Source organism: Nocardia sp. PLKS1-43 (assembly GCF_059510335.1).
The window spans coordinates 77542-101592 of sequence record NZ_JCAJZQ010000016.1; the positions used below are offsets into that span (position 1 = coordinate 77542).

Annotated in this window: 27 protein-coding genes; 16 read left to right on the top strand and 11 right to left on the bottom strand. The window is 68.3% G+C overall.

The genetic code is table 11. The annotated features are described in order from the left end of the window. The first annotated feature begins 7 nt into the window (after positions 1–7). The 3 genes from AC5WS7_RS35945 (at position 8) to AC5WS7_RS35955 (ending at position 2460) form a co-directional block, all read left to right on the top strand. Positions 8–280 (top strand): type II toxin-antitoxin system Phd/YefM family antitoxin, encoded by a 273-nt coding sequence (locus tag AC5WS7_RS35945; RefSeq protein WP_495959096.1) that lies wholly within the window; start codon positions 8–10, stop codon positions 278–280. Further along, entirely contained in the window at positions 277–546 is a 270-nt protein-coding gene (locus AC5WS7_RS35950) for a type II toxin-antitoxin system RelE family toxin (protein ID WP_495959097.1), read from the top strand. The genes AC5WS7_RS35945 and AC5WS7_RS35950 overlap by 4 nt, the downstream gene beginning before the upstream one ends. 270 nt (positions 547–816) lie before the next feature. After that, complete coding sequence (locus AC5WS7_RS35955) at positions 817–2460, top strand: purple acid phosphatase family protein (RefSeq protein WP_495959098.1); 1644 nt, start codon at positions 817–819, stop codon at positions 2458–2460. A 149-nt stretch (positions 2461–2609) separates the two neighbouring features. On the opposite strand, the gene AC5WS7_RS35960 is transcribed toward AC5WS7_RS35955, so the two are convergent. Both AC5WS7_RS35960 and cobT read right to left on the bottom strand, forming a co-directional pair. Beyond that, the gene (locus tag AC5WS7_RS35960) at positions 2610–3362 is read right to left on the bottom strand and encodes an adenosylcobinamide-GDP ribazoletransferase (protein WP_495959099.1); all 753 of its coding nucleotides are present in this window, start codon (positions 3360–3362) and stop codon (positions 2610–2612) included. 287 nt (positions 3363–3649) lie between these two features. After that, a complete protein-coding gene (cobT, locus tag AC5WS7_RS35965) occupies positions 3650–5524 on the bottom strand; it encodes a nicotinate-nucleotide--dimethylbenzimidazole phosphoribosyltransferase (RefSeq protein WP_495959100.1) in 1875 nt (624 codons plus the stop codon). A 149-nt stretch (positions 5525–5673) separates the two neighbouring features. On the opposite strand from cobT, the gene AC5WS7_RS35970 reads away from it, so the two are divergent. Further along, positions 5674–6039 (top strand): ClpX C4-type zinc finger protein, encoded by a 366-nt coding sequence (locus AC5WS7_RS35970; protein WP_495959101.1) that lies wholly within the window; start codon positions 5674–5676, stop codon positions 6037–6039. Between the two features lie 14 nt (positions 6040–6053). On the opposite strand, the gene AC5WS7_RS35975 is transcribed toward AC5WS7_RS35970, so the two are convergent. After that, positions 6054–7007 carry a helix-turn-helix domain-containing protein gene (locus AC5WS7_RS35975; protein ID WP_495959102.1) on the bottom strand — a complete coding sequence of 318 codons (954 nt, stop codon included), beginning with the start codon at positions 7005–7007 and terminating at the stop codon, positions 6054–6056. 86 nt (positions 7008–7093) lie between these two features. Between AC5WS7_RS35975 and AC5WS7_RS35980 the strand changes: the two genes are divergently transcribed. Next, entirely contained in the window at positions 7094–7258 is a 165-nt protein-coding gene (locus AC5WS7_RS35980) for a hypothetical protein (protein WP_495959103.1), read from the top strand. A 14-nt stretch (positions 7259–7272) separates the two neighbouring features. Next, on the top strand, positions 7273–7443 hold the full coding sequence (locus AC5WS7_RS35985; protein WP_495959104.1) for a hypothetical protein: 171 nt from the start codon (positions 7273–7275) through the stop codon (positions 7441–7443). A gap of 93 nt (positions 7444–7536) precedes the next feature. Here AC5WS7_RS35985 and AC5WS7_RS35990 read toward each other — a convergent pair whose 3' ends face one another. Next, complete coding sequence (locus AC5WS7_RS35990) at positions 7537–8196, bottom strand: DUF3043 domain-containing protein (protein ID WP_495959105.1); 660 nt, start codon at positions 8194–8196, stop codon at positions 7537–7539. A 230-nt stretch (positions 8197–8426) separates the two neighbouring features. Here AC5WS7_RS35990 and AC5WS7_RS35995 point away from each other — a divergent pair, with 230 nt between their 5' ends. The 3 genes from AC5WS7_RS35995 to AC5WS7_RS36005 all read left to right on the top strand — a co-directional run bounded on the left by AC5WS7_RS35995 (position 8427) and on the right by AC5WS7_RS36005 (position 10787). Next, positions 8427–8777 carry a HesB/IscA family protein gene (locus AC5WS7_RS35995; RefSeq protein WP_040821053.1) on the top strand — a complete coding sequence of 117 codons (351 nt, stop codon included), beginning with the start codon at positions 8427–8429 and terminating at the stop codon, positions 8775–8777. A gap of 131 nt (positions 8778–8908) precedes the next feature. After that, positions 8909–9880: a carbohydrate kinase family protein gene (locus tag AC5WS7_RS36000; RefSeq protein ID WP_495959106.1), complete on the top strand. Its 972-nt coding sequence runs from the start codon at positions 8909–8911 to the stop codon at positions 9878–9880. A gap of 193 nt (positions 9881–10073) precedes the next feature. Continuing rightward, entirely contained in the window at positions 10074–10787 is a 714-nt protein-coding gene (locus AC5WS7_RS36005) for an MBL fold metallo-hydrolase (RefSeq protein WP_495959107.1), read from the top strand. A gap of 24 nt (positions 10788–10811) precedes the next feature. Here the strand turns inward: AC5WS7_RS36005 and AC5WS7_RS36010 are convergent, their stop codons facing one another. Both AC5WS7_RS36010 and gcvT read right to left on the bottom strand, forming a co-directional pair. Beyond that, the gene (locus AC5WS7_RS36010) at positions 10812–11912 is read right to left on the bottom strand and encodes a branched-chain amino acid aminotransferase (protein WP_495959108.1); all 1101 of its coding nucleotides are present in this window, start codon (positions 11910–11912) and stop codon (positions 10812–10814) included. Between the two features lie 204 nt (positions 11913–12116). Next, positions 12117–13217: a glycine cleavage system aminomethyltransferase GcvT gene (gene gcvT / locus AC5WS7_RS36015; protein ID WP_495959109.1), complete on the bottom strand. Its 1101-nt coding sequence runs from the start codon at positions 13215–13217 to the stop codon at positions 12117–12119. Between the two features lie 171 nt (positions 13218–13388). On the opposite strand from gcvT, the gene AC5WS7_RS36020 reads away from it, so the two are divergent. Then, entirely contained in the window at positions 13389–14909 is a 1521-nt protein-coding gene (locus AC5WS7_RS36020) for a leucyl aminopeptidase (RefSeq protein WP_495959110.1), read from the top strand. Between the two features lie 94 nt (positions 14910–15003). On the opposite strand, the gene AC5WS7_RS36025 is transcribed toward AC5WS7_RS36020, so the two are convergent. Then, entirely contained in the window at positions 15004–15366 is a 363-nt protein-coding gene (locus tag AC5WS7_RS36025; RefSeq protein ID WP_495959111.1) for an oxidoreductase, read from the bottom strand. A gap of 383 nt (positions 15367–15749) precedes the next feature. Between AC5WS7_RS36025 and sucB the strand changes: the two genes are divergently transcribed. The 5 genes from sucB to lipA all read left to right on the top strand — a co-directional run bounded on the left by sucB (position 15750) and on the right by lipA (position 21047). Continuing rightward, the gene (gene sucB / locus AC5WS7_RS36030) at positions 15750–17516 is read left to right on the top strand and encodes a 2-oxoglutarate dehydrogenase, E2 component, dihydrolipoamide succinyltransferase (protein ID WP_495959112.1); all 1767 of its coding nucleotides are present in this window, start codon (positions 15750–15752) and stop codon (positions 17514–17516) included. Positions 17517–17537: 21 nt separating this feature from the next. After that, positions 17538–18431 (top strand): TIGR01777 family oxidoreductase, encoded by an 894-nt coding sequence (locus AC5WS7_RS36035; protein ID WP_495959113.1) that lies wholly within the window; start codon positions 17538–17540, stop codon positions 18429–18431. A 97-nt stretch (positions 18432–18528) separates the two neighbouring features. Further along, positions 18529–19095, top strand: a complete 567-nt coding sequence (locus tag AC5WS7_RS36040; RefSeq protein WP_495959114.1) for a GNAT family N-acetyltransferase — start codon at positions 18529–18531, stop codon at positions 19093–19095. Continuing rightward, positions 19092–19922 (top strand): lipoyl(octanoyl) transferase LipB, encoded by an 831-nt coding sequence (gene lipB / locus AC5WS7_RS36045; RefSeq protein ID WP_495959115.1) that lies wholly within the window; start codon positions 19092–19094, stop codon positions 19920–19922. The genes AC5WS7_RS36040 and lipB overlap by 4 nt, the downstream gene beginning before the upstream one ends. A 24-nt stretch (positions 19923–19946) precedes the next feature. Next, complete coding sequence (lipA, locus tag AC5WS7_RS36050) at positions 19947–21047, top strand: lipoyl synthase (protein ID WP_495959116.1); 1101 nt, start codon at positions 19947–19949, stop codon at positions 21045–21047. Here the strand turns inward: lipA and AC5WS7_RS36055 are convergent. The 4 genes from AC5WS7_RS36055 to AC5WS7_RS36070 form a co-directional block, all read right to left on the bottom strand. Next, complete coding sequence (locus tag AC5WS7_RS36055) at positions 21044–21505, bottom strand: hypothetical protein (protein ID WP_495959117.1); 462 nt, start codon at positions 21503–21505, stop codon at positions 21044–21046. The two genes, lipA and AC5WS7_RS36055, sit on opposite strands and share 4 nt — an antisense overlap. Positions 21506–21563: 58 nt before the next feature. Further along, positions 21564–21944, bottom strand: coding sequence for a hypothetical protein (locus AC5WS7_RS36060; RefSeq protein WP_495959118.1), 381 nt, complete (start codon positions 21942–21944; stop codon positions 21564–21566). Positions 21945–21957: 13 nt separating this feature from the next. Then, positions 21958–22464, bottom strand: a complete 507-nt coding sequence (locus tag AC5WS7_RS36065; protein WP_495959119.1) for a hypothetical protein — start codon at positions 22462–22464, stop codon at positions 21958–21960. Positions 22465–22937: 473 nt separating this feature from the next. Then, positions 22938–23522, bottom strand: a complete 585-nt coding sequence (locus tag AC5WS7_RS36070) for an MspA family porin (protein WP_495959120.1) — start codon at positions 23520–23522, stop codon at positions 22938–22940. A 299-nt stretch (positions 23523–23821) separates the two neighbouring features. Here AC5WS7_RS36070 and AC5WS7_RS36075 point away from each other — a divergent pair, with 299 nt between their 5' ends. Beyond that, positions 23822–24019, top strand: coding sequence for a hypothetical protein (locus AC5WS7_RS36075; protein ID WP_495959121.1), 198 nt, complete (start codon positions 23822–23824; stop codon positions 24017–24019). The last annotated feature ends 32 nt before the right edge of the window (positions 24020–24051 follow it).

The window sequence follows — 24051 nt, forward strand, 5'->3', positions numbered from 1 at the left end:
TATGACCATGAACGTGAAGCTGGCCGAGGTCAAGGCAACCCTGTCCGAAACAGTGTCCCGCGTACGTACCCAGCATGAGCGCGTCACGATCACCGTGCACGGCGAACCTGCAGCCGTTCTGATCGCCGTCGAGGATTTGGAAGCCCTCGAGGAGACCATCGCGGTTCTGTCCGACCCCGAGACCGTGGCCAGGATGGTCACCTCGGACGCCGAATTGGCGCGTGGTGAGGTAGTCGCCGCCGATGAGTTGGCCAAAGCGATGGCGAATCGGGCCCGGTGAGCGACTACACGCTGGAGACCACCCCGACCGTCCGGCGCATGCTGACCGAGCGGCTGCCCGAAGCAGTCGCTGCGGCGGCATTCGAGTTCATGACCGGACCACTACTGGACCAGCCTTATCGAGTTGGCAAACGGCTTCTGCCACCTTTGGATGACCGGTTCTCGGCGAGGCGCGGCACCTATCGGATCCTGTACCGGATCGACGATAAGCGGATGGTGGTGACCGTCGTCGATGTAGGACATCGCCGCGACATCTACAGAACCTGAGCGAAGCAGCCGACCGCTGAACCTCCAGGCCAGCGGGACCAAAGCCATGACCATACGTCGCATCCGGTCGGGTCCAGGTCGCGGCCCTTGATTGGGCGGACGGTTTCGCCGACGAATTCCTGCCGCACCCGCTGCCGGGGAGGGTCTCCGACGCCGCCGGAACGTCGCCGCCACGATCGACGGCTACGCCCGCGCGAACGCATCGCCGGTTCACCTGGTTTTCGCCGGGTCGTAGCCTCACCAGCACCGAACCGGAGTTAGCTGGAACTTATGGCGGAAAACCCAGGCCCCAGCAGTGACGGCACCGAACCGGACGCATCGCCGGAGGCCACGAATCAGGGCATCAGCCGGCGATGGCTGTTCGGCGCGTCGGCCGGCGCCGCGGTCGCCGGACTGGCGGTCGGGGCGGGCGGAGCCACCGCGCTGCGCGGCGGCAGCGATACTCGGGCCGCCGAGATCTGGCCGCGCACACCCGATCTGGTCATGAGCGCCGACGGTACCGCCGCGCCACACGTCTCGGGGCTGCACCTGCAGTTCGGCGCCGATGCGGCGCACGAAGCGGTGATTTCCTGGCACACCACGGCTTCGGTACGCAATCCGGTGGTGCGGTACGGCACCGCCGGCGCCGGCTTCGGCACTACCGTGCCCGCGCAGACCCGCACGTACCGGGACGCGAAGTCCGGTGTCGAGATCACCGCTCATCACGCGCGGCTGACCGGCCTGTCCCCCGATACCGACTATGTCTACGCCGCGGGCCACGACGGTGCGCCGCCGGAGCTGGGCACCCTGCGTACCGCGCCCAGCGGCCGGGCGGCGTTCCGGTTCACCAGCTTCGGCGATCAAGGCACGCCGACGCTCGGCAAACTCGTGAACGGCGCGTACGTCAACGACAATCTCGGCTCACCGTTCGCCGGAGACGTGACCGCCGGAATCGAGCGGGTCGCACCGCTGTTCAATCTGGTCAACGGCGATCTGTGCTACGCCAATCTGTCCACCGATCGGGTCCGCACCTGGAACGACTGGTGGGCCAACAACTCTCGCTCGGCCCGCTACCGGCCGTGGATGCCCGCACCCGGCAATCACGAGAACGAACTCGGCAACGGGCCGATCGGATATCAGGCGTTCCAGACGTATTTCACCGTGCCCGACGCGGGTAGCGAGGAACTCACCCGCGGGCTGTGGTACTCGTTCACCGCCGGTGGCGTGCGCGTCATCGCCCTGGCCAACGACGACATCTGCTATCAGGACGCGGGTAACAGCTATGTGCGCGGTTACTCCGGCGGCGCCCAGAAGCGTTGGCTCGAGGCCGAATTGGCGAAGGCACGCGCGGATCGCGGGATCGATTGGGTGGTGGTGTTCATGCACCAGACCGCGATCTCCTCGGCCGACAAGTTCAACGGAGCCGATCTGGGCATCCGGCAGGAATGGCTACCGCTGTTCGACCGCTATCAGGTCGATCTGGTGCTGGCCGGACACGAACACCATTACGAGCGTTCCCATCCGGTGCGCGGCGTGCTGGGCACCGACACCCTGACCCCGAAACCGGTGGACACCCGTGCCGATGTCATCGACACCAGCAAGGGCACAGTGCATCTGGTGATCGGCGGCGGCGGAACCTCGGCGCCGTCCAACGCCCTGTTCTTCCCCGGCGAGCAGTGCCGCGTTCTCACCACGGTCGGCGCGACGGATTCCGCCACCGGTAAGAAGACGCCCGTCTACGTCCAGGAGCAGGCGCCCTGGTCGGCCTTCAAGGATGCCGAACACCCCTACGGTTTCTGCGCCTTCGACGTCGATCCGGGCAAACCCGGCGGCAACACCACCATCAAGGCCACCTACTACGCGCTCACCGGGCCCACCAACACATTGCAGGCGGTCGACCACTTCACCCTCACCCGCCCGCGCTCCGACCGCTGAACCCGATCTGGCCGAAACAGATTCAGGGCCGGAACGTCGGCGCGGGCCCAGCCGATCGTCGGCGCAGCGCACGCCTGCGGGCCGGGGACTCGCGGTCGAACCGTTGCGTGGACGTGGCCCGCACCGAAGCGGGGTGGTGGCCGTGGCCCTCAGCGACCACCGAAGGTGGCGACGGCCAGGGCCAGCGTCGTACTCACTTCCAACGCCGCCCCGAGAACGTCGCCGTTGAGACCGCCGAACCGGGCGACGCAGTGCCGCACCAGGATTCCGGCGGCGATCAGCCCCACCGCGGCGGCCGTCACGCCGAGCCACCACCGGCCCGGCACGGCGAAAATCCCCGCGACAAGGGTGATCACGACCCACGGGACGGCGACCCGCGGCGATTGCGTCCCGGCGACCAACGTCCCGAATCCCGAACCGGGCGCGGCTTCGTAGCCGCGACGACAGGCCAGCACCACCGCGACCCGCCCGATCGCCACCGCCACCGCGACGGCCGGCCAGCGCCGCGATCCGGCCAGCGACGCGTACGAGAACGCCTGGATACCAACGGCGAACAGCACCGCCGCGACACCGAACGGCCCTGCCCCACCGCTCTTCATGATCTCGCGCGCACGTTCGGGCGGCCCGTAACTGCCGAGCCCGTCGAAGGTGTCGGCCAATCCGTCCAGATGCATGCCCCGGGTGGCCAACGCGAGAGCCCCCGCCACGATCAGCCCGGCCACCGCGAAACTCGTTCCCGCGGCGCCCAACACCCACATCAACCCCGCCGCCCCGGCTCCCAGCACGATCCCCACTGATGGAGCCATCGCGATCGCCCGCGCCGCCACCCGCCGATCCACCTCGTCCGGACCGGACACCGGCAGCACGGTCAGCCACGAGAACGCCAGGCGAATCCCGTTCACCGGCACACCTTCTCGCCCCGCGCCACAACGCCGCCCCGCGCGGCATGTTCCGCGCCGAAGGAACCGGGCAGGCCCGCCCGCACGACAGCATGTCCCACCGAGCCCCGTCGGGGTCCGCCTACATTCGCGTGAACCGCCTGCACCGCAATCGATTCCGGCCGGACGTCGTTCTCCGGACGCAACCACGGCGACAGCACCGACCGCTGCCGAACCACGCTGCTCGGACACCCCCGCCGAGGATTGCGGCGGGTCGGCGCGAGGAGGTCGGGCTCGACGCTGGTCACGGATCAGGGCGCTGCGGGCGCGGTGTCGTCGGCGGTGCTCACTCCGGCCTCGCCGAAGGTGGTCATTTCCGCGAGGGCGGCGACTGCGGCGCGCACGACGGGCAGGGCGGTCACCGCGCCGGAACCCTCGCCCAGGCGCATTTCCATTTCCACCAGCGGTTCCAGCCCGAGCTTGGTGAGAGCGACGCGATGCGCAGGTTCGGTCGAGCGATGGCCCGCGACCCACCAGGCCGACGCACCCGGTGCCAGCGCGTCGGCGAGCAGGGCCGCGGCCGTGACCACCACGCCGTCCAGGATCACCGGCGTCCGGCGCACCGCTGCCTGTGCCAGATAGCCGGCCATGGCGGCGAGATCCGCACCGCCCGCGACGCGCAGCAGGGCAGCCGGATCATGCACGTGCGGACGGGCCCGCCACATGGCGTCGCGGATCGCGGCCGCCTTGCGCATCCAGCCCGCATCGTCGACGCCGGTGCCGCGCCCGATGGCCAGCACCGGTTCGGTGTCGGTGATCGCGGCGATGAGAACCGTTGCGGGCGTGGTGTTCCCGATACCCATATCACCGGCGATCAGCAGATCCGCCCCGCCATCGATCTCCTCGTCGGCGATCGCGCGCCCAGCCGCGAGCGCGGCGTCGACCTCGGCCTGGGTCAGCGCGTCCTCGCGGTCGATGGCCCCGCTCGCCCGGCGCACCTTGTACGCCGAGACGACCGGATCGGTATCGGCGTCCACCGCCACATCCACCACGCGCACGCTCGCGTCCGCGAGCCGTGCCAGGGCGTTCACCGCCGCGCCGCCCGCGACGATATTGGCCACCATCTGCACGGTGACCTCGCTCGGAAAGGCCGAAACCCCGTGTCGCGCAATGCCGTGGTCGCCCGCGAACACCACGACCCGGGCCCGCTCGAACTGCTTCGGCGGGCAGACGCCCTGACATGCGGCAACCCAGTTGCCCAGCGTCTCCAGCCGCCCCAGCGCACCGGCGGGCTTGGTGAGCTGCAACTGCCGCTCCTGCGCCTGCATGCGGACGTGTTCATCGGGCGGTGCGACGATCCCGAAAACCGGCGCCTCGCCGGACAAGTCGTACATCGGGTCGGCCGCACCGGGAATCGCGGCCGCCGCCGAACCGTTCCCCGAATCCCGCACGGGCGCAGCGGAACCCGCCGCTGCGGCAGCCGCTGCGGCCTCGGCGGTCCCCGCTCCTTCCGTGCGCTCGTCTCGGGATTTCTCGCCGCCCCGGGCAGCCGCACCACCCGCCGCGGCCCCCGCTCGCCCGGCGGCAACGTCCTGCCGCGCGGCGGCGGCGACCGAAGCGCCTGCCGCAGTGGCGTTTCCGGATTCCCGAACCCGCACCGGCACCCCCGCGACGAGGAGATAGACCTCATCGCACAACGCCGCCACCCGCTGGTTGAGCGTCCCGATCTCATCGGCGAACAGCCGCCCCGACCGCGTACCCGGCAGCACCCCCAGCCCGGTCTCGGGGCTCACGATCACCAGCGGGTGTTCGTATCCGGCGATGGCCGCGACCAGCTCCTCGACATCGGGCGCGACTGTGCCGCGGGGCGACTCCCAGGCCGCCCGCGCATCGATCCGCCCGGTCAGCCAGGTGCCCAGATCATCGATCAGCGTCATCGGCGCCGGCTCGGCCAGCGCCCGCACCGGATCGCCCTCGACGACCCGCCAGTCCGCAGGCCGGCGCTCCCGGTGCGCCGCTACCCGGGCCGCGAAATCACCGTCGGCGGGATCCACCGCGGCGGTCGCGACGTACCGGACCGGACGGTCCCGGCCGGCCAGTTCCTCGGCGAAGGCCGATTTCCCGGACCGTGTCCCACCCAGCACCAGCGTCCGCAGCGGGCGCTGCCTCGAAGCATCGTTCAACACGCCAGAACGGTACCAATCGCCACCTCACCACGACATGTGCGCATCGGTACCTGGCCCTGCCCGCAGTCCACTTGTCAGGCTCGCCCTGACATGCCCATACTTGCGTCAGGCAATCCCTGACAAACTGCACCGAGCGCCAGGAGCGCACGATGACCGCACCGACCTCCGCCCCACCCCGCTGCTCGTTCTGCGGCAAGCCGCACTCCGAGGTGAACACCCTCGTCGCCGGTCCCGGCGTATACATCTGCGACGAATGCATCGCCCTGGCCGCGACGATCACGGAGAACCACCGCAAGTCCGACGCGCCGGCCCCGCTGCGGATCTGGCAGAAGATGTCGGACGACGAGATGCTCGAGCACATTCCGCGCGTGGCGGCGGTGGCCGAGCAGGTCGAGCGGAATTTGCGCGACTGGATTCAGGAGTTGCGTCGCCGCAAGGTCACCTGGGCCCGGATCGGCGGTGCGCTGAGCATCACCCGGCAGTCCGCCTGGGAGCGTTTCTCCGGCGAGGAATGAACCGCCGGCGCCAATCAGGATCCGAAGCGGCGACGGTATTCGGTGGGCGCGATGCCGACCTGACGCTGGAAGTGGTGCCGCAGCAGCGCCCCTGAGCCGAACCCGCAGCGCCCGGCGATGGTCTCGAGATCCAGCGAGGTCTCCTCCAAGAGCTGCTTGGCCAGCAGAATGCGTTGCGAGGTCAGCCATTTCACCGGAGTCGTCCCGGCCTCCGCGGCGAAGCGGCGGGCGAAGGTGCGGGTCGACATGGCCGATCGCGCGGCCAGATCCTCCACGGTGTGCGGCAGTTCGAGGTGTTCGTGCATCCAGCGCATGGTGTCCCCGAGACTGTCCGAATCGCAGTCCGGGACGGCACGCTCGATGAACTGCCGCTGCCCGCCGTCGCGCTGCGGCGGCACCACCATGCGGCGGGCGATCTTGTTGGCCACCGCGGTGCCCAGTTCCCGGCGAACCAGATGCAGACAGGCATCGATACCCGCCGCGGTGCCCGCACTGGTGATCACCGAACCCTCATCGACGAACAACACGTCCGGATCGACCGTCGCCTCCGGGTACATCTCGGCCAGCTGATCGACATACCGCCAGTGCGTGGTGCATTTGCGCCCGTCCAGCAGTCCGGCCGCCCCGGCCAGGAATGCGCCCGAACAGACCGTGAGCACGATCGCCCCAGCCGCGGCAGCATCGCGAACCGCCTGCACCACAAGGGGATCGAAGCCCTGCGATACGAACGGGAAGGCCGGAACCGCGACCAGGTCCGCGCCCCGCAATTCGTCCAGGCCGTACTGCGGCGTGACGGTGATCCCGGGCGTGCTGGATGCCAGCGCCCGTCCGGCCTGCGCACCGCACACCCGGAAATCGAACAGCGGTAGTCCGTCGTCGCGGCGGTCCAGGCCGAAAACCTCACAGACGACCCCGAATTCGAACATGGCCAGATGTTCGTTGAGCACGACGGCGACCTTGGAGAGCACCCGTCCAGTGTACGTGGCCGGATATTGTCGAAGTATGTCGTTACCGCCACTGTTGGCGGCAAGTGAATGCGCGCAAAATTACTGCCATGCTCATTCCGACACTGTTACTCCTGGTCATCGCCGCGCTGTCGGCCTACTTGCACTACCGGGCCGGGGCGCGACCCACCGGATCATCGAACGTCGTCGATCGGGACGCGGACCGGGTCAACCACGAACTGCGCGCCATCTTCGGCGTCCGCGAACCTCGCTGAAAGTCAGATGCCCCATGACCATTCGCGATCGACTGCATCGAACCTGGACCATCGTCGGCGAATTGACCAGCAGGCTCTACACTTTCACACCGGAGTCCCCCGGACGCGCCGGAATCCGCCCCGAGGACACCGCCCGCTTCGGCATCCTGCTCGACCCGTCCGGCGGTATGCGCGAACACGGCTGAGCGCGCCGACACTCGAGCCCGTTCGGCGCGATCCACCGCGGTCGCGACACGAACGAGCAGATTCGACCGGTCCCGGGACCGGCTCGAAGCCGATCAGACGCTGTCGCCGGGATTGACCCGCGGCTTGGGCATCCGCATCCGGCGGATCTGCGAAGCCCGCACGAAGGCGTACCAGCCCAGCTGCATCGAGGAGTTGGTGCTGGCGGGGAAACGCTCACGCACCCGGCGGTTGATGATGCGGCCCAGAACGACACCCTCACCCGCCATGAACACCATCATCACCAGCATGGCCAGCGTCACGTAGATCTGCACGGCCGGATTCAGGAACATCGCCACGATCAGCAGCAGCGCCAGCGGCATGAACAGCCCCACCAGATTGCGGCGAGCGTCGACCAGATCGCGCACGTAGGCGCGCACCGGACCGCGATCGCGCGGCGGCAGGTACTGGTCCTCACCGGCGGCCATACGGGCGCGACGGTCGGCGGCCGCGGCACGGCGCTCGGCAGCGGCGGCCTTGCGGTCGGCCTTCGTGCCCCGCGCGGCCTTGCGCCTGGCCCGGGCTTCCTTCTGGGTCATCGGCGCGGGGGCGACCGGGCCCCGGCGCTTCCCCTGGGCATCGCGCCGCTTCGGGGTGGGCCGCCCCTTGCCCGCCGTGACCGTGGCAGGCGTGCTCGAGCCGCCGGTCTCGGCGGCCGGGGCGTCCTCGGCGAGGTCGTTACTGCCGGCTGCATCGCCGCGGCGGAGGAACTTCACGCCGACCAGGCTATTGGATGAACCATCGCCCGGGAAATGCGGTACGCCCACTTGGTTGTGGCATAACTCATATCACACCGTTCAACCCCCGGTAACCCGGCGTTTCCGGGGTGCGCACGGACCCGGCCCGCGATGGAGTGGCACTATTGGAATAGAGGCCCACGGGGTGACGTTGACCGACTACGAGCCGTGCGCTGTTACGGGTTGAACACAGGTCCTTAGGAGAGTTCATGACTGTGCAGAACGAGACCACCACTCACGGTGTGACACTGACCGATGCCGCCGCGTCCAAGGCCAAGGCGCTGCTCGATCAGGAGGGCCGCGACGATCTGTCCCTGCGTATCGCCGTCCAGCCCGGTGGCTGCGCGGGCCTGCGCTATCAGCTCTTCTTCGACGATCGCGCGCTCGACGGCGACCTGGTCGTCGAATTCGGCGGCGTGAAGCTGGCCGTGGATCGCATGAGCGCCCCGTACGTGGAGGGCGCCTCCATCGACTTCGTCGACACCATCGAGAAGCAGGGTTTCACCATCGACAACCCGAACGCCACGGGTTCCTGCGCCTGCGGCGACAGCTTCAACTGATATCCGTCCCTCGGCGCGGAACTCGTTCGGGTTCCGCGCCAGTGTCATGTCTGTTCGCCCTTACCCACTCGTGATGATCACGCGGTACGGTGAAGGCTGATCTCGCCTCGACAGTGAAGGACCGGGTTTTCGTGACCATCGCAGTGTCCGCATCCATCGCGACAGACCATCTGATGCGTTTTCCGGGAAAGTTCTCCGACGTGCTGCTGGCCGATCAGCTGCAGCACGTGTCGCTGAGCTTCCTCGTCGACGATCTGGTCATCCGCCGCGGCGGCGTCGCCGGGAACATCGCCTACGCGATGGGCTTGCTGCGCCGCGATCCGCTGCTGGTCGGCGCGGTCGGCGCGGACTTCGGTGAATACCGGGACTGGTTGGAGGGCAACGGCGTCGACTGCTCGGGCGTGCGCATCTCGCAGACCGCACACACCGCGCGCTTCGTCTGCACCACCGACGAGACCATGGCTCAGATCGCCTCGTTCTATCCGGGCGCGATGAGCGAGGCCCGCGACATCTCGATCGCCGACCTCGCCGAGGATCACGCGCTGGACCTGGTACTCGTGGGCGCCAACGATCCCGACGCGATGGTCCGCCACACCCGGCAGTGCCGCGAGCTGGGCATCGCCTTCGCCGCGGATCCCTCCCAGCAACTCGCCCGGCTCGACGGCGAACAGGCGCTGGACCTGATCGACGGTGCCGCATACCTTTTCAGCAACGAGTACGAGTGGGGCCTGCTGCTGCAGAAGACGGGCCTGTCCCCCGAGGAAATCGGCCGTCGCGTCGGCATCCGGGTCACCACCCTCGGCGCGAAGGGCGTGGTGATCGTCGATCCCGACGGGGTCGAGGTGAATGTCGAAGTGGTGCCGGAACTTTCGAAGGTCGACCCGACCGGCGTCGGCGACGCGTTCCGGGCCGGATTCCTCACCGGGCACACCGGCGGGCTGAGCCTGGAGCGTTCCGCACAGCTGGGGTCGCTGATCGCCGTGCTGGTGCTGGAGACCGTCGGCACCCAGGAGTGGACCCTCGATCGGGACCGTGCGCTCGAGCGGATCGGGGCGGCCTACGGAGCCGACGCCGCTACCGACATCGCCGCCATCCTGAACTGAGCCGCATCCCAGCGTCGAGCGGAAGTCGTTCCGCCGCAAGCTGAATCACGAACCCGGAGAGCTTTGCCGCGGCATCGTCACGGCGGACCGCACCCGCGGTGTGCGCTGCACTGCCCACGGACCGACAGCACGGTGACCGTTCACAACCCGGCCGGATGCGTGGAGTTCGCCGACTGGCAATAGGGTGGTTCGTATGGGATCCGACCGTTTGTACTTCCGTCAGCTACTCGCAGGACGCGATTGGGCTGTGGGCGATCCGATCGCCACTCAGATGCGAAATTTCGCGTATCTGATCGGCGATCGTGAGACCGGCGACTGCGTTGTGGTGGATCCCGCGTACGCGGCAGGCGATCTGGTGGATATCGCCGAGGGCGACGGCTTGCGACTGACGGGAGTGCTGGCAACTCATCACCACCCCGATCACGTGGGCGGCACGATGATGGGTTTCACTCTGCGCGGGGTGCGCGAACTGCTGGAGCGGGCGCAGGTCCCGGTGCACGTGCATCGGCAGGAACTGCCGTGGGTGGCCAATGTCACCGGGATCGCGCCCAGCGAGCTGACCGGACACGAGCACGGTGACAAGGTCCGCGTCGGCGGATTCGACATCGAACTGCTGCACACCCCCGGACACACACCTGGCAGCATGTGCTTCCTGTTCGAGGACCGGCTCGTCGCGGGCGACACACTGTTCGTCGAGGGCTGCGGCCGCACCGACTTCCCGGGTGGGGATTCGGAGTCGATGTTCCGCAGCCTACGTCATCTAGCGGAGTTATCCGGCGATCCGGTCGTGTACCCCGGGCACTGGTACTCCCAGGAACCCAGTGCGGCACTGTCGGAGGTCCGCGAGAAGAACTACGTCATGCGCCCGCAGACCCTCGAGCAGTGGCAGATGTTGATGCCGGGCTGAACGAAGTCCGGTCCTTCGCCCCGGTCAGGCCAGCGCGCGCATCCAGCCGTGGATATCGGCGAAGGTGCCGCGCTGAATACCGGTGAGCGTGTCCCGCAGGGCCATGGTTACCTCACCGGGCTTGCCATCGGCGATGGTGAACTCACCGTCGTCCGATCGGACGGAGGCGACGGGGATGATCACGGCCGCGGTCCCACAGCCGAAAACCTCGGTGATCTCGCCTGATTCGGCGCCCTTGCGCCATTCTTCGACCGAGATCCGACGCTGTTCCACCTCGTATCCGGCGTCCGCGGCCAGGGTCAGCAGCGAGTCGCGGGTGATGCCCGGCAGCAGCGAACCGGACAGCTCCGGCGTCACCAGCCGCGCCTGCGAGCCCGAGCCGAACACGAAGAACAGGTTGTTGGTGCCCATCTCCTCGACATAGCGGTGATCGCATGCGTCGAGCCACACCACCTGGTCACAGCCCTGCTCACTGGCCTGTTTCTGCGCCAGCAGGGAGGCCGCGTAGTTACCCGCCACCTTCGCCTCGCCCGTACCGCCGGGAGCGGCGCGCACGTAGTCGGTGGACAGCCACACCCGCACCGGCTCGAGACCACGCGGGAAGTACGCACCGGCGGGCGATCCCAGCAGCAGGTATTTGTAGGCCCCGGCCGGCTTGACGCCCAGACCCGACTCGGTCGCGAACAGGAACGGCCGCAGGTACAGCGAATCCTCGCCACCGGCGGCGGGCACCCAGTCCGCATCGACCTCCAGCAATTGCCGCACCGATTCGACGAACAACTCCTCGGGCAGTTCGGCCATCGCCATGCGCCGCGAAGAGCGTTGGAAGCGTGCGGCATTCGCATCGATGCGGAAGGTCGCGATGCTGCCGTCGCTCTGCCGGTAGGCCTTGAGCCCCTCGAAGATCGCCTGCCCGTAGTGGAACACCATCGTCGCCGGGTCCATCGACAGCGGCGCATACGGCTCGACCCGCGCGTCGGTCCACTGGCCGTCGGCGTAGTCGATCGAAACCATGTGGTCGGTGAAGTAGCGCCCGAATCCCGGTGCCGCCAAGATTTCCTGCCGACGCTGCGCTGAGGTGGGCGCGGGATGCGGAATACGGGTGAACTGTGCGGCAGCGGTCATGGCTCGATCCTAGAACTCCGCGCCGAGCCTGTTCCGCGCGGTCCGGCATCTTGCACGCCATCCCCCGCCGCGACTGTGCACAGTGCTCAATCCGGTGCGCGCCGTTATGTCATCGGCTGGGCACGCTGCCTAACGAGCCGTCCGAGGCGATGCGACCCGAGCCAGCCGATCGTCCGGGCCCGCGAGGCGCGGATATGACTCTGATCAGGAGGTATGCGCGGTGACGAAGGGCGGACGTACGACTTTGGCGCGCAGCCGCCGACCGCGGACGTCGACCTCGACCTCGTCGCCGGGCTCGGGGGCAGCCGCGGTATCGAGCAGGGCCAGCGCGATGCCGACCTTGAGGGTGGGCGAGAAGGTGCCGGAGGTGGTCTCGCCGATCACCTCGTCCCCGCGCAGCACGGACTGCCCCTGCCGCAGCACGCCTCGCTCGACCGCCTCGAGTCCCAACAGGATTCGCCGCGGCCCGGACGACTTCTCCTGTTCCAGAGCGGCTTTGCCCCAGAACTCCGGCTTCTTCCAGCCCACGGCCCATCCGGCGCGCGCCTGCACCGGCGAAATGTCCAGTGCCAGTTCGTGTCCGTGCAGGGGATAGCCCATCTCGGTACGCAACGTGTCGCGGGCGCCCAGGCCCGCGGGCTCGCCGCCGGCAGCGCGCACCCCCGTCACGAGTTCGCGGAACAGCATCTCGGCGTCGTCCCAGCGCGGCAGCAGCTCGTACCCGTGCTCGCCGGTGTAGCCGGTGCGGCAGACCCGGACCGGGCGTCCGCCCCATTCGGTGTCGGCATAGGCCATGTACTCCATGTCGGCCGGAAGGCCGAGCCCGGTCAGAACGCGCGCCGATTCGGGTCCTTGAACGGCGAATACGGCATAGCCACGATGTTCCTCGGTGACGGTGACCCCCTCGGGCGCGGCCTCGCGCAGGGCGGCGACCACCGCGGCGGTGTTGGCCGCGTTGGGTACGAGGAAGATCTCGTCCTCGGCGACGTAATAGGCGATCAGATCATCGATCACCCCGCCATCGGGCGTACAGCACAGCGTGTACTGCGCCTTGCCGGGCCGGATCCGCCGCAGATCGTTGGTCAGCGCCGAATTCACGAACTCCGCCGCACCCGGCCCCGACACGGTGGCCTTGCCGAGATGGCTCACGTCGAATACACCGACGGTGGTGCGAACCGCCGTGTGCTCGGCCACCGTGCCGGCGTAGGACACCGGCATCTCCCAGCCGCCGAAGGGCGCGAAGGTCGCCCCCAGTTCGACGTGTACGTCGTGGATCGGCCCTCGCAGCAGGTTCGCGTCGTTCACCGGCCCAACCCTAGCCGCCGAATCTCTCCTCGTGTGCGCCTGCCGAACAGCCGCACCCTTTCCCCCGATGCGCACCCCTTGCCGCGCCTGTTTCGGGTGCGGATCCACGTAGCGGGTGCGCCTGCGCCGCACTGCCGTGACATGGCGTCGGCGGCCAGTAGCCTGTTCCGCATGACAGCTGTTGCAGATCGTTCGCTCGGACCGGATGTCGATCTGGTCGATTCCCTCAGTCCCGATACCGATGTGCTGGTTCTCGGAGTAATCGGTGGCGAGGACGGTCCGGCCCTCGCCGAGAGCGACGACGAGGTCGTCATCCGCGCGGTGGGATCCGAGGCGCTCGCCGCGGTGTTGGAGAGCCTGCGCGCGGTCGGCGCGAAGGGATCGGCCGAGGAGGTGACCCGCATTCCCGCGCCGGCGGGTTTGACCGGTGTCACGAGCGTCCTCGCGGTCGGCCTCGGCGCACCGGACGGCATCGACGCCGAGCAGGTGCGTCGTTCCGCGGGCGTCGCGGCCCGCGCGCTGACCGGCGTGCGCCGGGCGGCGACAACCCTGTCCCGCTCGTTACCCGGCCCAGGCCCTGCCGCCGAGGGATTCTTCCTCGGCGCGTACTCCTTCACCGCGTTCCGGTCCGAGAAGTCCGCACCCAAGCCGGAGGAGGCGCCCCTCGCGCGGGTCGATCTGCTGGTATCCGACCCCGCCGACACCGCGGCGGTCCGGCACGCGGTCCAGGTCGCCGAGGCGGTCGCGCTCGCCCGCGACTTCGTGAACACCCCGCCCAGCCATCTCTATCCCGCCGAATTCGCCGACCGCGCAAAGGCTTTCGCCGAGCAAGCCGGTCTGCAGGTCGAGATCCTCGACGAAAAAGCCCTCGCCGCACAGGGTTACGGCGGAATCATCGGCGTCGGCCAGGGCTCCTCGCGCCCGCCGCGGCTGATCCGGCTCACCCACGCGGGCGGTCCGAAGAAGATCGCACTGGTCGGCAAGGGCATCACGTTCGACACCGGCGGCATCTCCATCAAACCCGCCGCCAACATGGAGAACATGACCTCGGACATGGGCGGCGCCGCGGCCGTCATCGCGGCGACGATCGCGGCCGCCAAGCTGGAGCTGCCCGTCACTGTGACGGCCACGGTCCCCATGGCGGAGAACATGCCCTCGGCCACGGCGCAGCGCCCCGGCGATGTGCTCACCCAGTACGGCGGCACCACGGTCGAGGTGATCAACACCGACGCCGAGGGGCGGCTCATTCTCGCCGACGCGATCGTGCGGGCCTGCGAGGACGAGCCCGAGTACCTGATCGACGTGGCCACGTTGACGGGCGCGCAACTCGTCGCGCTGGGCAGCCGCACCCCGGGCGTCATGGGCACCGAGGAGTTCCGCGACCGGGTCGCGCAGCTGTCGCAGGCGACCGGCGAGAACGGCTGGGCGATGCCGCTGCCCGCCGAACTGCGCGCGGATCTCAACTCCAAGATCGCCGATCTGGCCAACGTCTCCCCGCATCGCTTCGGCGGCATGCTGGTGGCCGGGCTGTACTTGAAGGAGTTCGTCGCCGAGGGCGTGCAGTGGGCCCACCTCGACGTCGCCGGTCCCGCTTACAACACCGGCGGGCCCTTCGGATACATCCCCAAGGGCGGCACGGGCGTTCCGGTCCGCACGCTCATCGCCGTCCTCGGCGATATCGCGGCGGAGTAACGCGATGACGGACGGTTCGCGCGCGGCACCGCGTCGCGAGCCGCCCGTGCGGGGGCGATCTGCTGCCCCGGCCAGTCGGCCGGGTCGCGGCGGGTCAGTCCTCGATGCCGCGCAGTTCCCGCTCGACAGCTCGCTTGCGTTCGATGCGGCGGCGCGCGTCGAAGTCGCGCATGCGCTGGGGGTAGCCCGTCCGGCGCACGTCGTACACCGGAATGCCGAGGCGACCCGACAGACGCTGCGCGCCTCGCTCGCCCACGGTCCGGCGGGTCCATTCACCGTCGTGCGCCACGAGCACGACGGTGACATCGGTCACCGTGGTCTTCGGCTCCACGTACGCCTCGACGCCGACGTGGGAACGCACCCACTCGTCCAGATACCGGCCATCGCTCGCGGCTCCCCCGCCGCCCGATGTCCGGACGCGATCCACCGACTGGCGGAAACGATCCAGCAAACCCATCCCCCGCCGACCTCCTGTTCGAGATATCGGGTTCGTACAGACCCGATTCATCGATAGTGCCAGCCGTCGCGACGACGCGCCGGAAAGTGCCGCGTGCCATGGCGCAACCACCGGACACGGACCGCCCTGTGGTACACGGCGCGACGGCGAGTGCAAGGATGGACAGTCGGAACAAGAACCCCACACGGATCTCCGGTGCCACACAGAATGTTCGGTGGCGGTCGGCGGCCCGTGCGGTCCGGGCGCGGAGGCGGAGTTCCCATCACCGCCGAGGGCCCGGCGCACCTGCCGAATAGACTCGGACATCCGCCGCGACCCGCGGTGGGCGCCCGCCGAGAGACAACTGTTGTAGACCCGTCGAGCAGTTATAGGAGTCAACGGACATGGCCTTCTCCGTCCAGATGCCGGCCCTTGGTGAGAGTGTCACCGAGGGAACCGTGACCAGGTGGCTGAAGCAGGAAGGAGACACGGTCGAGGTCGACGAGCCCCTGCTCGAGGTGTCCACCGACAAGGTCGACACCGAGATCCCCTCGCCCGCCGCCGGTGTGCTCACCAAGATCGTGGCCAAGGAGGACGACGTCGTCGAGGTCGGCGGCGAGCTGGGCGTGATCGGCGCGGCCGATGAGGCGCCCGCCGCGGCTCCGGCCCCCGCGCCCGCCCCGAGCGAACCCGCTCCGGCCCCGCAGCCCGCCGCGCCCGCGCCGCAGCCCGCCGCCCCCGCACCGGCTCCCCAGGCCGCCGCCGCCCCGGCCGCCGCGTCCGGCACCCCGGTCAAGATGCCCGAATTGGGCGAGTCCGTCACCGAAGGCACCGTCACCCGTTGGCTCAAGCAGGTCGGCGATTCGGTCGAGGTCGACGAACCGCTGCTCGAGGTGTCCACCGACAAGGTCGACACCGAGATCCCCTCGCCCGTCGCGGGAACCCTGCTGGAGATCAGCGCGAACGAGGACGACGTGGTGTCCGTCGGCGGCCAGCTCGGCGTGATCGGCAGCGGCGCCCCGGCCGCGGCACCCGCACCGGCCCCGACTCCCGCTCCGGCCCCGCAACCCGCCGCAACAGCTCCGGCCCCGGCCCCGGCACCGGCTCCCCAGCCACCAGCGCCCGCACCGGCCCCGCAACCTGCCGCCCCGGCACCGGCCCCCGCGCCCGCCCGCACACAGTCTTCGGGTCCGGCCCACGCAGCCCCCTCGACCGGCAACGGCGAGGCGCCCTACGTGACCCCGCTGGTCCGCAAGCTCGCGGCGGAGAACAACGTCGACCTGGCTTCCGTCAAGGGATCCGGCGTCGGCGGACGGATCCGCAAGCAGGACGTGCTCGCCGCCGCCGAGGCCACCAAGGCGCCCGAGCCCGCCGCTCCGGCAGCGCCCGCCGCCGCACCCGCGGCGGCCGCACCGGCAGCGCCCGCCGGGGTCCGCCCGCAGCTGCAGGCTCTGCGCGGCACCACCCAGAAGGCGAGCCGCATCCGGCAGATCACCGCGACCAAGACGCGCGAATCGCTGCAGACCACCGCACAGCTGACCCAGACCCACGAGGCCGACGTCACCAAGATCGCGGCACTGCGGGCCAAGGCCAAGACCGCCTTCGCTGATCGCGAGGGTGTGAACCTGACCTTCCTGCCGTTCTTCGCGAAGGCGGCGGTGGAGGCCCTGGGCGTGCACCCGAACATCAACGCCTCCTACAACGAGGACACCAAGGAGATCACCTACCACTCCTCGGTGCACCTGGGTATCGCGGTGGACACCGAACAGGGTCTGCTGTCCCCGGTCATCCACAACGCCAGCGACCTGTCGCTGGCCGGCCTGGCCCGCGCGATCGCCGATATCGCCAACCGCGCCCGCACCGGCGGCCTGAAGCCGGACGAGCTGGCCGGCGGCACCTTCACCATCACCAACATCGGCAGCCAGGGCGCGTTGTTCGACACCCCGATCCTGGTCCCGCCGCAGTCGGCGATGCTGGGCACCGGCGCGATCGTCAAGCGCCCCATCGTGATCGCCGACAACGGCAACGAGTTCATCGGTATCCGCTCGATGTGCTACCTGCCGCTGACCTACGACCACCGGCTCATCGACGGCGCCGATGCCGGACGTTTCCTCACCACCATCCGGCATCGGCTGGAAGAGGCCGCATTCGAGGCGGATCTCGGTCTGTAACCAGAAATTCGGTAACACCGCATGAGGGTCGTGATCGCCGGTTCGTCCGGTTCGATCGGAACGGCACTGGTGGCGGCGCTGCGCCGGGACGGGCACGAAGTGGTCCGGCTGGTGCGGCGCCCCGCCGCCGCGCGAGACGAGTTCAGCTGGGATCCGATTCGCGCTCAGGTGCCCGAACGCGCCCTGCGAGGTTCGGACGCGGCGATCAATCTGTGCGGGGCCGGGGTCGGCCGCAGACGCTGGAACGGCGGCTACAAACAGGAGTTGCGGGACAGCCGGATCACTCCGACCGACGTGCTGGCCACCGCGGTCGCCGCCGCCGGGGTGCCGCTGCTGATCAACGCCAGCGGGGTGCACTACTACGGCGGCGCGACCGGTGACCGGGTCGTCACCGAAAGCTCGCCCGCGGGAACGGGTTTCCTCGGTACGCTGTGCCGCGATTGGGAGGCAGCGACCAAACCCGCCGACGACGCGGGCGTGCGCGTGGTGCACATCCGCAGCGCGCTCGTGCTGTCCCGGCACGGCGGACTGCTGAAACTGCTCGAACCGCTGTATCTGCTCGGTCTGGGCGGACGCCTGGGCAACGGCCGCCAGTACGTGCCATGGATCTCGCTCGCCGACGAGATCGGCGCGATTACCTTCGCCCTCACCAACGACACGTTGCGCGGCCCGGTCAACATGGCCGGACCCGCACCGGTCACCAACGCCGAATTCAGCCGCGCCCTGGCTCGCGCCCTGCACCGCCCCGCTCCGATGATGGTGCCGTCGGTGGCGTTGCGCCTGCTGATCGGCGAATTCGCCGAGGAGGCGATCCTGCACGGCCCCAGGGCGATTCCCGCCGTGCTCGAGGAAGCGGGCTACCCCTTCCGGCATCACACCATCGGGCAGGCCCTGGCCTCCGTCTTCGACGGCTGACGCCGCCGAATCGCCGCACGCGCGGGCGAACCGGGGCGGGCGAATATCACAATCGCGACCGCTCGGCCGCTGACCTGTCGCCGGTTACCGTGACCTGATGACCGATAACCGCCCGACCGAGCCGCTGATCCGCGACGCGCAGGAGACGGATCTGCCGGCGATCCTGGCGATTCACAACACCGCGATCGCGGAGACGACCGCGATCTGGGACACCGCGCCGGTCGATCTGGCCGAGCGACTGGCCTGGTGGCGGGCGCGCACGGCGGGCGGATTCCCCGTGCTGGTCGCCGAGATCGACGGCGCGGTGGCCGGATACGCCAGTTACGGGCAATGGCGTCCCAAATCGGGATACCGCTTCACCGTGGAGAATTCGGTGTACGTGGCGGCCCGGTTCCATCGCCGCGGCATCGCCACCGCACTGCTGACCGAACTGCTGGCACGAGCCGAACGCGCCGGGACCGTGCACGCGGTGATAGCCGCGATCGAATCCTCGAATACGACCTCGATCACCCTGCACGAGAAGTTCGGATTCCGCACGGTAGGGGTACTACCGGAAGTAGGACATAAATTCGGCGGATGGATGGACCTGACATTGATGCAGCTCACATTGGGTACCGCGGAACTCGCGGAGCCGGATCACGATAGCGTAACGTCCCCACGATGACCGAGCCCGCCAGCGCAGCCTTACGGGGCGAGCATGTGAACATCCCGGACCCGCTCGACGACGGCGTGACCGAGACCTCCGCGCTTCCGGTGATCCCACCGGCTCGCCGACGCACCGATTCCGCCCGCATGGACGACTCGCCGATCGAGATCGACTATCTGGGAGTGGTCGACTACGACCGCGCCCGGGACGTGCAGCGCGGCATCGCGGCCGAACGCGCCGCGGGCCGGGGCAGCGATCATCTGCTGCTCCTGGAACATCCGCCGGTCTACACCGCGGGCCGCCGCACCGAACCGCAGGACATGCCCACCGACGGCAGTCCGGTGCTGCCCACCGACCGCGGCGGCAAGATCACCTGGCACGGGCCGGGCCAGCTGGTCGGCTATCCGATCGTGCGCCTGGCCGAACCGGTCGACGTCATCGACTACGTGCGCCGCCTCGAGGAAGCGCTCATCGCGGTGTGCACCGACCTGGGACTGGCCTGCGGCCGGATTCGCGGACGCTCCGGCGTCTGGGTTCCGGCGAACGCTTGGCAACCCGCCCGCAAGGTCGCCGCGATCGGCGTGCGCGTCGAACGCGGTGTCGCCCTGCACGGCGTTTCGCTCAACTGCGATTCGTCCCTGGACGCCTACGAGGTGATCGTGCCCTGCGGTATCCGCGACGCCGGAGTGACGACCCTCAGCCGCGAATTGGGAGCCCACATCACGGTCGCCGAGGTGCTTGCGTCGGTGGCCGATTCGATCACGCGCGCCCTCGACGGCCGACTGCCGGTGGCCGATCACGATATTGCGCATGTCACACCAGCCGGAGCCACGCCGGGCGCGTGATCGCGCGGGCGTAGCATCGGTCGAGTGACCTCCGTCGACACCCCGACATCGACCGATCCGACCGGCACCACCCCGTCCGGCCCGGAGCCCGCCGCGATCCCGGCCCCCGCGCCGGGTGTGCCATTGGCCAACGGCCGCAAGCTGCTTCGCATCGAGGCGCGCAACGCGGAGACGCCGATCGAGCGCAAACCCGCGTGGATCCGCACCCGCGCCACCATGGGCCCGGAATACTCCGAGCTGAAGGGCCTGGTGAAACGCGAAGGGCTGCACACGGTCTGCGAGGAGGCGGGCTGCCCGAACATCTTCGAATGCTGGGAGGACCGCGAGGCCACCTTCCTGATCGGCGGCGAGCAGTGCACCCGGCGTTGCGATTTCTGCCAGATCGACACCGGTAAGCCCGCCGCACTGGACCGTGACGAGCCGCGCCGGGTCGCCGAGAGTGTGCAGGCGATGGGCCTGCGGTATTCGACGGTGACCGGTGTCGCCCGTGACGATCTGGACGACGGCGGCGCCTGGCTGTACGCCGAGACCGTCCGTGCGATCAAGCAGCTCAACCCGAATACCGGTGTGGAACTGTTGATTCCGGATTTCAACGCCGACCCCGACCAGCTGGCCGAGGTGTTCGCCACCCGCCCGGAGGTGCTGGCGCACAATCTGGAGACCGTGCCGCGCATCTTCAAGCGGATCCGCCCCGCGTTCCGCTACGAGCGTTCGCTGGCGGTGCTGACCGCGGCCCGCGAGGCCGGTCTGGTGACCAAGTCCAACCTGATCCTGGGCATGGGCGAGACGCCCGAAGAAGTCACCCAGGCGATGCGTGACCTGCACGAGGCCGGGTGCGACATCCTGACCATCACCCAGTACCTGCGCCCCTCGCCGCGGCACCATCCGGTGGACCGCTGGGTCAAGCCCGAGGAGTTCGTCGAGCACTCCCGCGTCGCCGAAGAGATCGGTTTCGCCGGTGTGATGGCGGGCCCGCTGGTCCGCTCCTCCTACCGCGCCGGCCGCCTCTACGCCCAGGCCATGGCCCACCACGGCCGCGAGATCGCCCCGGAGATGGCGCACCTGGCCGCCGAAGGTTCCGCCGCCCAGGAGGCAACCTCGGTCCTGGCCCGCTTCGGCTCCTAGCCGACCGGCACGAGGTCGCACATCTTCCACGGCGTGGCAGATGTGTCGAATTCCGCCCGCGCCTTTCTCGTCAAAGGCTCTTGGGAGTCTTCGGACCGCTCTGCCCGTATCGTGACGACGGCCGTGGCATGTTTATCGGAAGATTCTCGCACCTGCTCGACGGCGGTAACACGAACCTTTCCGTATTGCCCGGCATACGCGCCTCCCGCGTAACGTTCTCCCGATTCGGTCATGGCGGCCAACTGATCGTGAAGTTTTCCGCAGGTCAGTTTCATCATCTCGGCATACGTCGTATGGGGAGCAGCCGATATCACGGCTTCGAGAGCCGGAGTGTAATCCGCGGGTTGCGCGGCGGCGTCGGCCATGCTTGTGCTTTGCCGCGGATCAGGGGGCCTTTCCTCGGAGCAGGCAGCAAGCGAAACCACTACAAAGCAGGCCACCGAGACAGCGACCGCCATGATCGGGAAGGTTCCGCCCCGCTGCCGGCCACGGATTCCGACCGTCTCCACACTATTTTCACAGCTCATTTCGGGCCTCCGCCTCTGCAACCCGGCGAGGAAGCTCATCGTCGAGCTGTCCCAGCAGCCAGATGATCCGGTCGGGATCGCCGGTGTGCAGAGAGTACGGCACCCCGTATATGTCGGACAGGAGGTACCAACCAGCCGCATCCGCGGCACTACGCCACGGCGAGAGCTTGTCCGGCCTGCTGGTGTCCTTCACGATCCCGAACGTCAACGGCGATTCGTCTGTCCGGTACACGAAATACATCCGTGCCCCGGTGGTCCATGCCGCGACCGGCTCTATCGTCACCTCGCGGAGCGGATCCGGCGCATTCGCAAGGCGAATCAATTCCGAAATGACCTGTTTCGCGAAGTCGGAACCGCTCGATGCATCCATGGATCTCGCATTCTCAGTTGATCGGTACATTCGTGTTCACCCAGTTCGGGCAGAGGGTGCCGGTTCCCCACTGATTCAGAGTGACTCCGGAGCCGCCTTTTTCACAATACATTGTGATCAGCCCTTGGGGGCGACCATCGGGCTTCTCGTCCTCGACATCGACAACGGCGCGTATCCAGACCGATTCGCCGGTATTCCGGCAGGAAGTGGGAATACCCAGAAATGACCCGCAGCGCCATCGCTGAATTTGGGTGCGATATATGCGCCTCATCTGTCCGGACTCCGGATCGATCTGATACGTGGGAGGAGTGTGTCGAATTATATCGTCGAATACGTTCGGATTCGTGATGCCGTGTTTATGAAACATCTTGTCGAACCCGAAGCCGCTGTTCGTCGCCGGGTCGTAGTATCCGCGCCGAAGCGGAACCTCGTCGCCGAACTGATCGTGCGGAGCCATGAGAATCTCGTTCAACGGATAGCCGGAGTCGACGAGATGCGGGGCGGGCACGATGATCGGCACCGGTACACCGCGATGCGCCGAACCGCTGGACGAGCAGGGGGCATTGGCCGCATGTCCGGGCAAGGCAGGCGGAACATAACCGGGCACCGGGATGATCGCCTCACACGGATCCAGGGGCGGGGGCGCCGACGGCGGTGTCAGCGCCGCAGCCGGCGGCGATACCTGGGTTGTCGGTGGCGGAGTGGCGGGGACCGCCGACTGCGGAGCAGGCGGCGCCGATGACGGAGGCCCAGCCGGAAGGCCCGGGACGGTGGGTTCCTCGATTTCGGGAAAATTCCCCCAACACGGCCAGCCGGGGTGCATCTGCTGCCACTGATCACAAGGAATGTATGGGTTGATCGGCCTGGCGTCGGCAGTTCCACGGATCCCTGCCACCAGACCGGCAGCGACAACCATCACCATGGCGACGAAACCGATTCCGAGGCGTTGCCGTACAAACCGCGGCCGCATCCTGGTCGGATACATCGGTCAACTCACAGGTAGATCGGATCGCCATACACGGCCAGTGAGTTGTCCGCGGCGGGAGTGGTGATCTTGATCTGTGCGTAGGACCGCAGACTGACGGGGCCCAGGCAGCCATCGATCTTGATGTGTACCTGGTCGGCGGTGATCGAACCGTGGCGCCCTGTCAAAGCTTTCGTCCCGAAGGGGATGTCGGTGATCGTGCCGGGTTTGATATACACCGTCGGCGACAGCATCGCACTACCGCCGATGCTGGAGAAGACGCCGATGCTGACGGTCGGCCCGATAGCCAGTCCGATGGCCGCACCGCTGGTGACGTCCGCCTGACAACCGATCTGGTAGCCGAGGGCGATGCTGCCGGAATTCACCGGGGCAGAGCCGCTACCGCTCACATCAGCGGCCGCTTTGAGCGTGACGAATCCTTCACGGGTGAACAACGTGGCGGCGAGATTCGGGTATCTGTCGAGGTTTTCGTCGGTCTTTGTTACTCGAATGTGCCAGCCGTCGTCCGTAGTGGTCTCCCGGGACTTGTCGGCCAGCGGGTCCGCGGCAGCGGTGCCACCACCCACAACAGCAACCAGGACGGCGGCCAGCACACCGGCAAGTCCTGTGATAACGCCCCGTATATGCATTTGTTCCCCCACGCTCAGTTATGGACAAGTAACTTCGACGGGACGAATATTCCTGCGCCACAGGCGAATCCCCCCACGAAGACTGATCCTCAGTCGCCTGACTCTAGCACGACACCAGGGCTCGGGTCGATGACACGATGAGCCGCTCCGCGCAGTGGCGAGCCGACACCTCGGCCCCGCAGTATGACGAAAACCCTTGGACTGCAGTGGAATTGCACGATACACCAGCTGCGTAGGGGAGCAGCCGACGGCACTGATCATTCGTGGCCGATATCCGCGGCTCGAGCAGTGACGAGACGGCTGCGATCGGCATGACCACCACCGGTTTCGCCGTGGACTCGCCGGTGGTCCGGCAGCACGGTTCGGAAGGCGACACTGTCCGCGCGGTGAGACAAACGCGAAGTCGACGTATCCGGAAAATCAGCGATACCGGCCGCAACGTATTTCCGCAGAGGAAATAGTGCGGCTACCGGATTGATCTGTCGAATGGGTG

Coding starts and splice junctions, on each gene's coding strand:
- AC5WS7_RS35945 (WP_495959096.1), top strand. CDS start 8: ATGAACGTGAAGCTGGCCGAGGTCAAGGCAACCCTGTCCGAAACAGTG.
- AC5WS7_RS35955 (WP_495959098.1), top strand. CDS start 817: ATGGCGGAAAACCCAGGCCCCAGCAGTGACGGCACCGAACCGGACGCA.
- AC5WS7_RS35970 (WP_495959101.1), top strand. CDS start 5,674: ATGACCGCACCGACCTCCGCCCCACCCCGCTGCTCGTTCTGCGGCAAG.
- AC5WS7_RS35980 (WP_495959103.1), top strand. CDS start 7,094: ATGCTCATTCCGACACTGTTACTCCTGGTCATCGCCGCGCTGTCGGCC.
- AC5WS7_RS35985 (WP_495959104.1), top strand. CDS start 7,273: ATGACCATTCGCGATCGACTGCATCGAACCTGGACCATCGTCGGCGAA.
- AC5WS7_RS35995 (WP_040821053.1), top strand. CDS start 8,427: ATGACTGTGCAGAACGAGACCACCACTCACGGTGTGACACTGACCGAT.
- AC5WS7_RS36005 (WP_495959107.1), top strand. CDS start 10,074: ATGGGATCCGACCGTTTGTACTTCCGTCAGCTACTCGCAGGACGCGAT.
- AC5WS7_RS36010 (WP_495959108.1), bottom strand. CDS start 11,912: ATGACCGCTGCCGCACAGTTCACCCGTATTCCGCATCCCGCGCCCACC.
- AC5WS7_RS36020 (WP_495959110.1), top strand. CDS start 13,389: ATGACAGCTGTTGCAGATCGTTCGCTCGGACCGGATGTCGATCTGGTC.
- AC5WS7_RS36025 (WP_495959111.1), bottom strand. CDS start 15,366: ATGGGTTTGCTGGATCGTTTCCGCCAGTCGGTGGATCGCGTCCGGACA.
- sucB (WP_495959112.1), top strand. CDS start 15,750: ATGGCCTTCTCCGTCCAGATGCCGGCCCTTGGTGAGAGTGTCACCGAG.
- AC5WS7_RS36035 (WP_495959113.1), top strand. CDS start 17,538: ATGAGGGTCGTGATCGCCGGTTCGTCCGGTTCGATCGGAACGGCACTG.
- AC5WS7_RS36040 (WP_495959114.1), top strand. CDS start 18,529: ATGACCGATAACCGCCCGACCGAGCCGCTGATCCGCGACGCGCAGGAG.
- lipB (WP_495959115.1), top strand. CDS start 19,092: ATGACCGAGCCCGCCAGCGCAGCCTTACGGGGCGAGCATGTGAACATC.
- AC5WS7_RS36055 (WP_495959117.1), bottom strand. CDS start 21,505: ATGGCGGTCGCTGTCTCGGTGGCCTGCTTTGTAGTGGTTTCGCTTGCT.
- AC5WS7_RS36060 (WP_495959118.1), bottom strand. CDS start 21,944: ATGGATGCATCGAGCGGTTCCGACTTCGCGAAACAGGTCATTTCGGAA.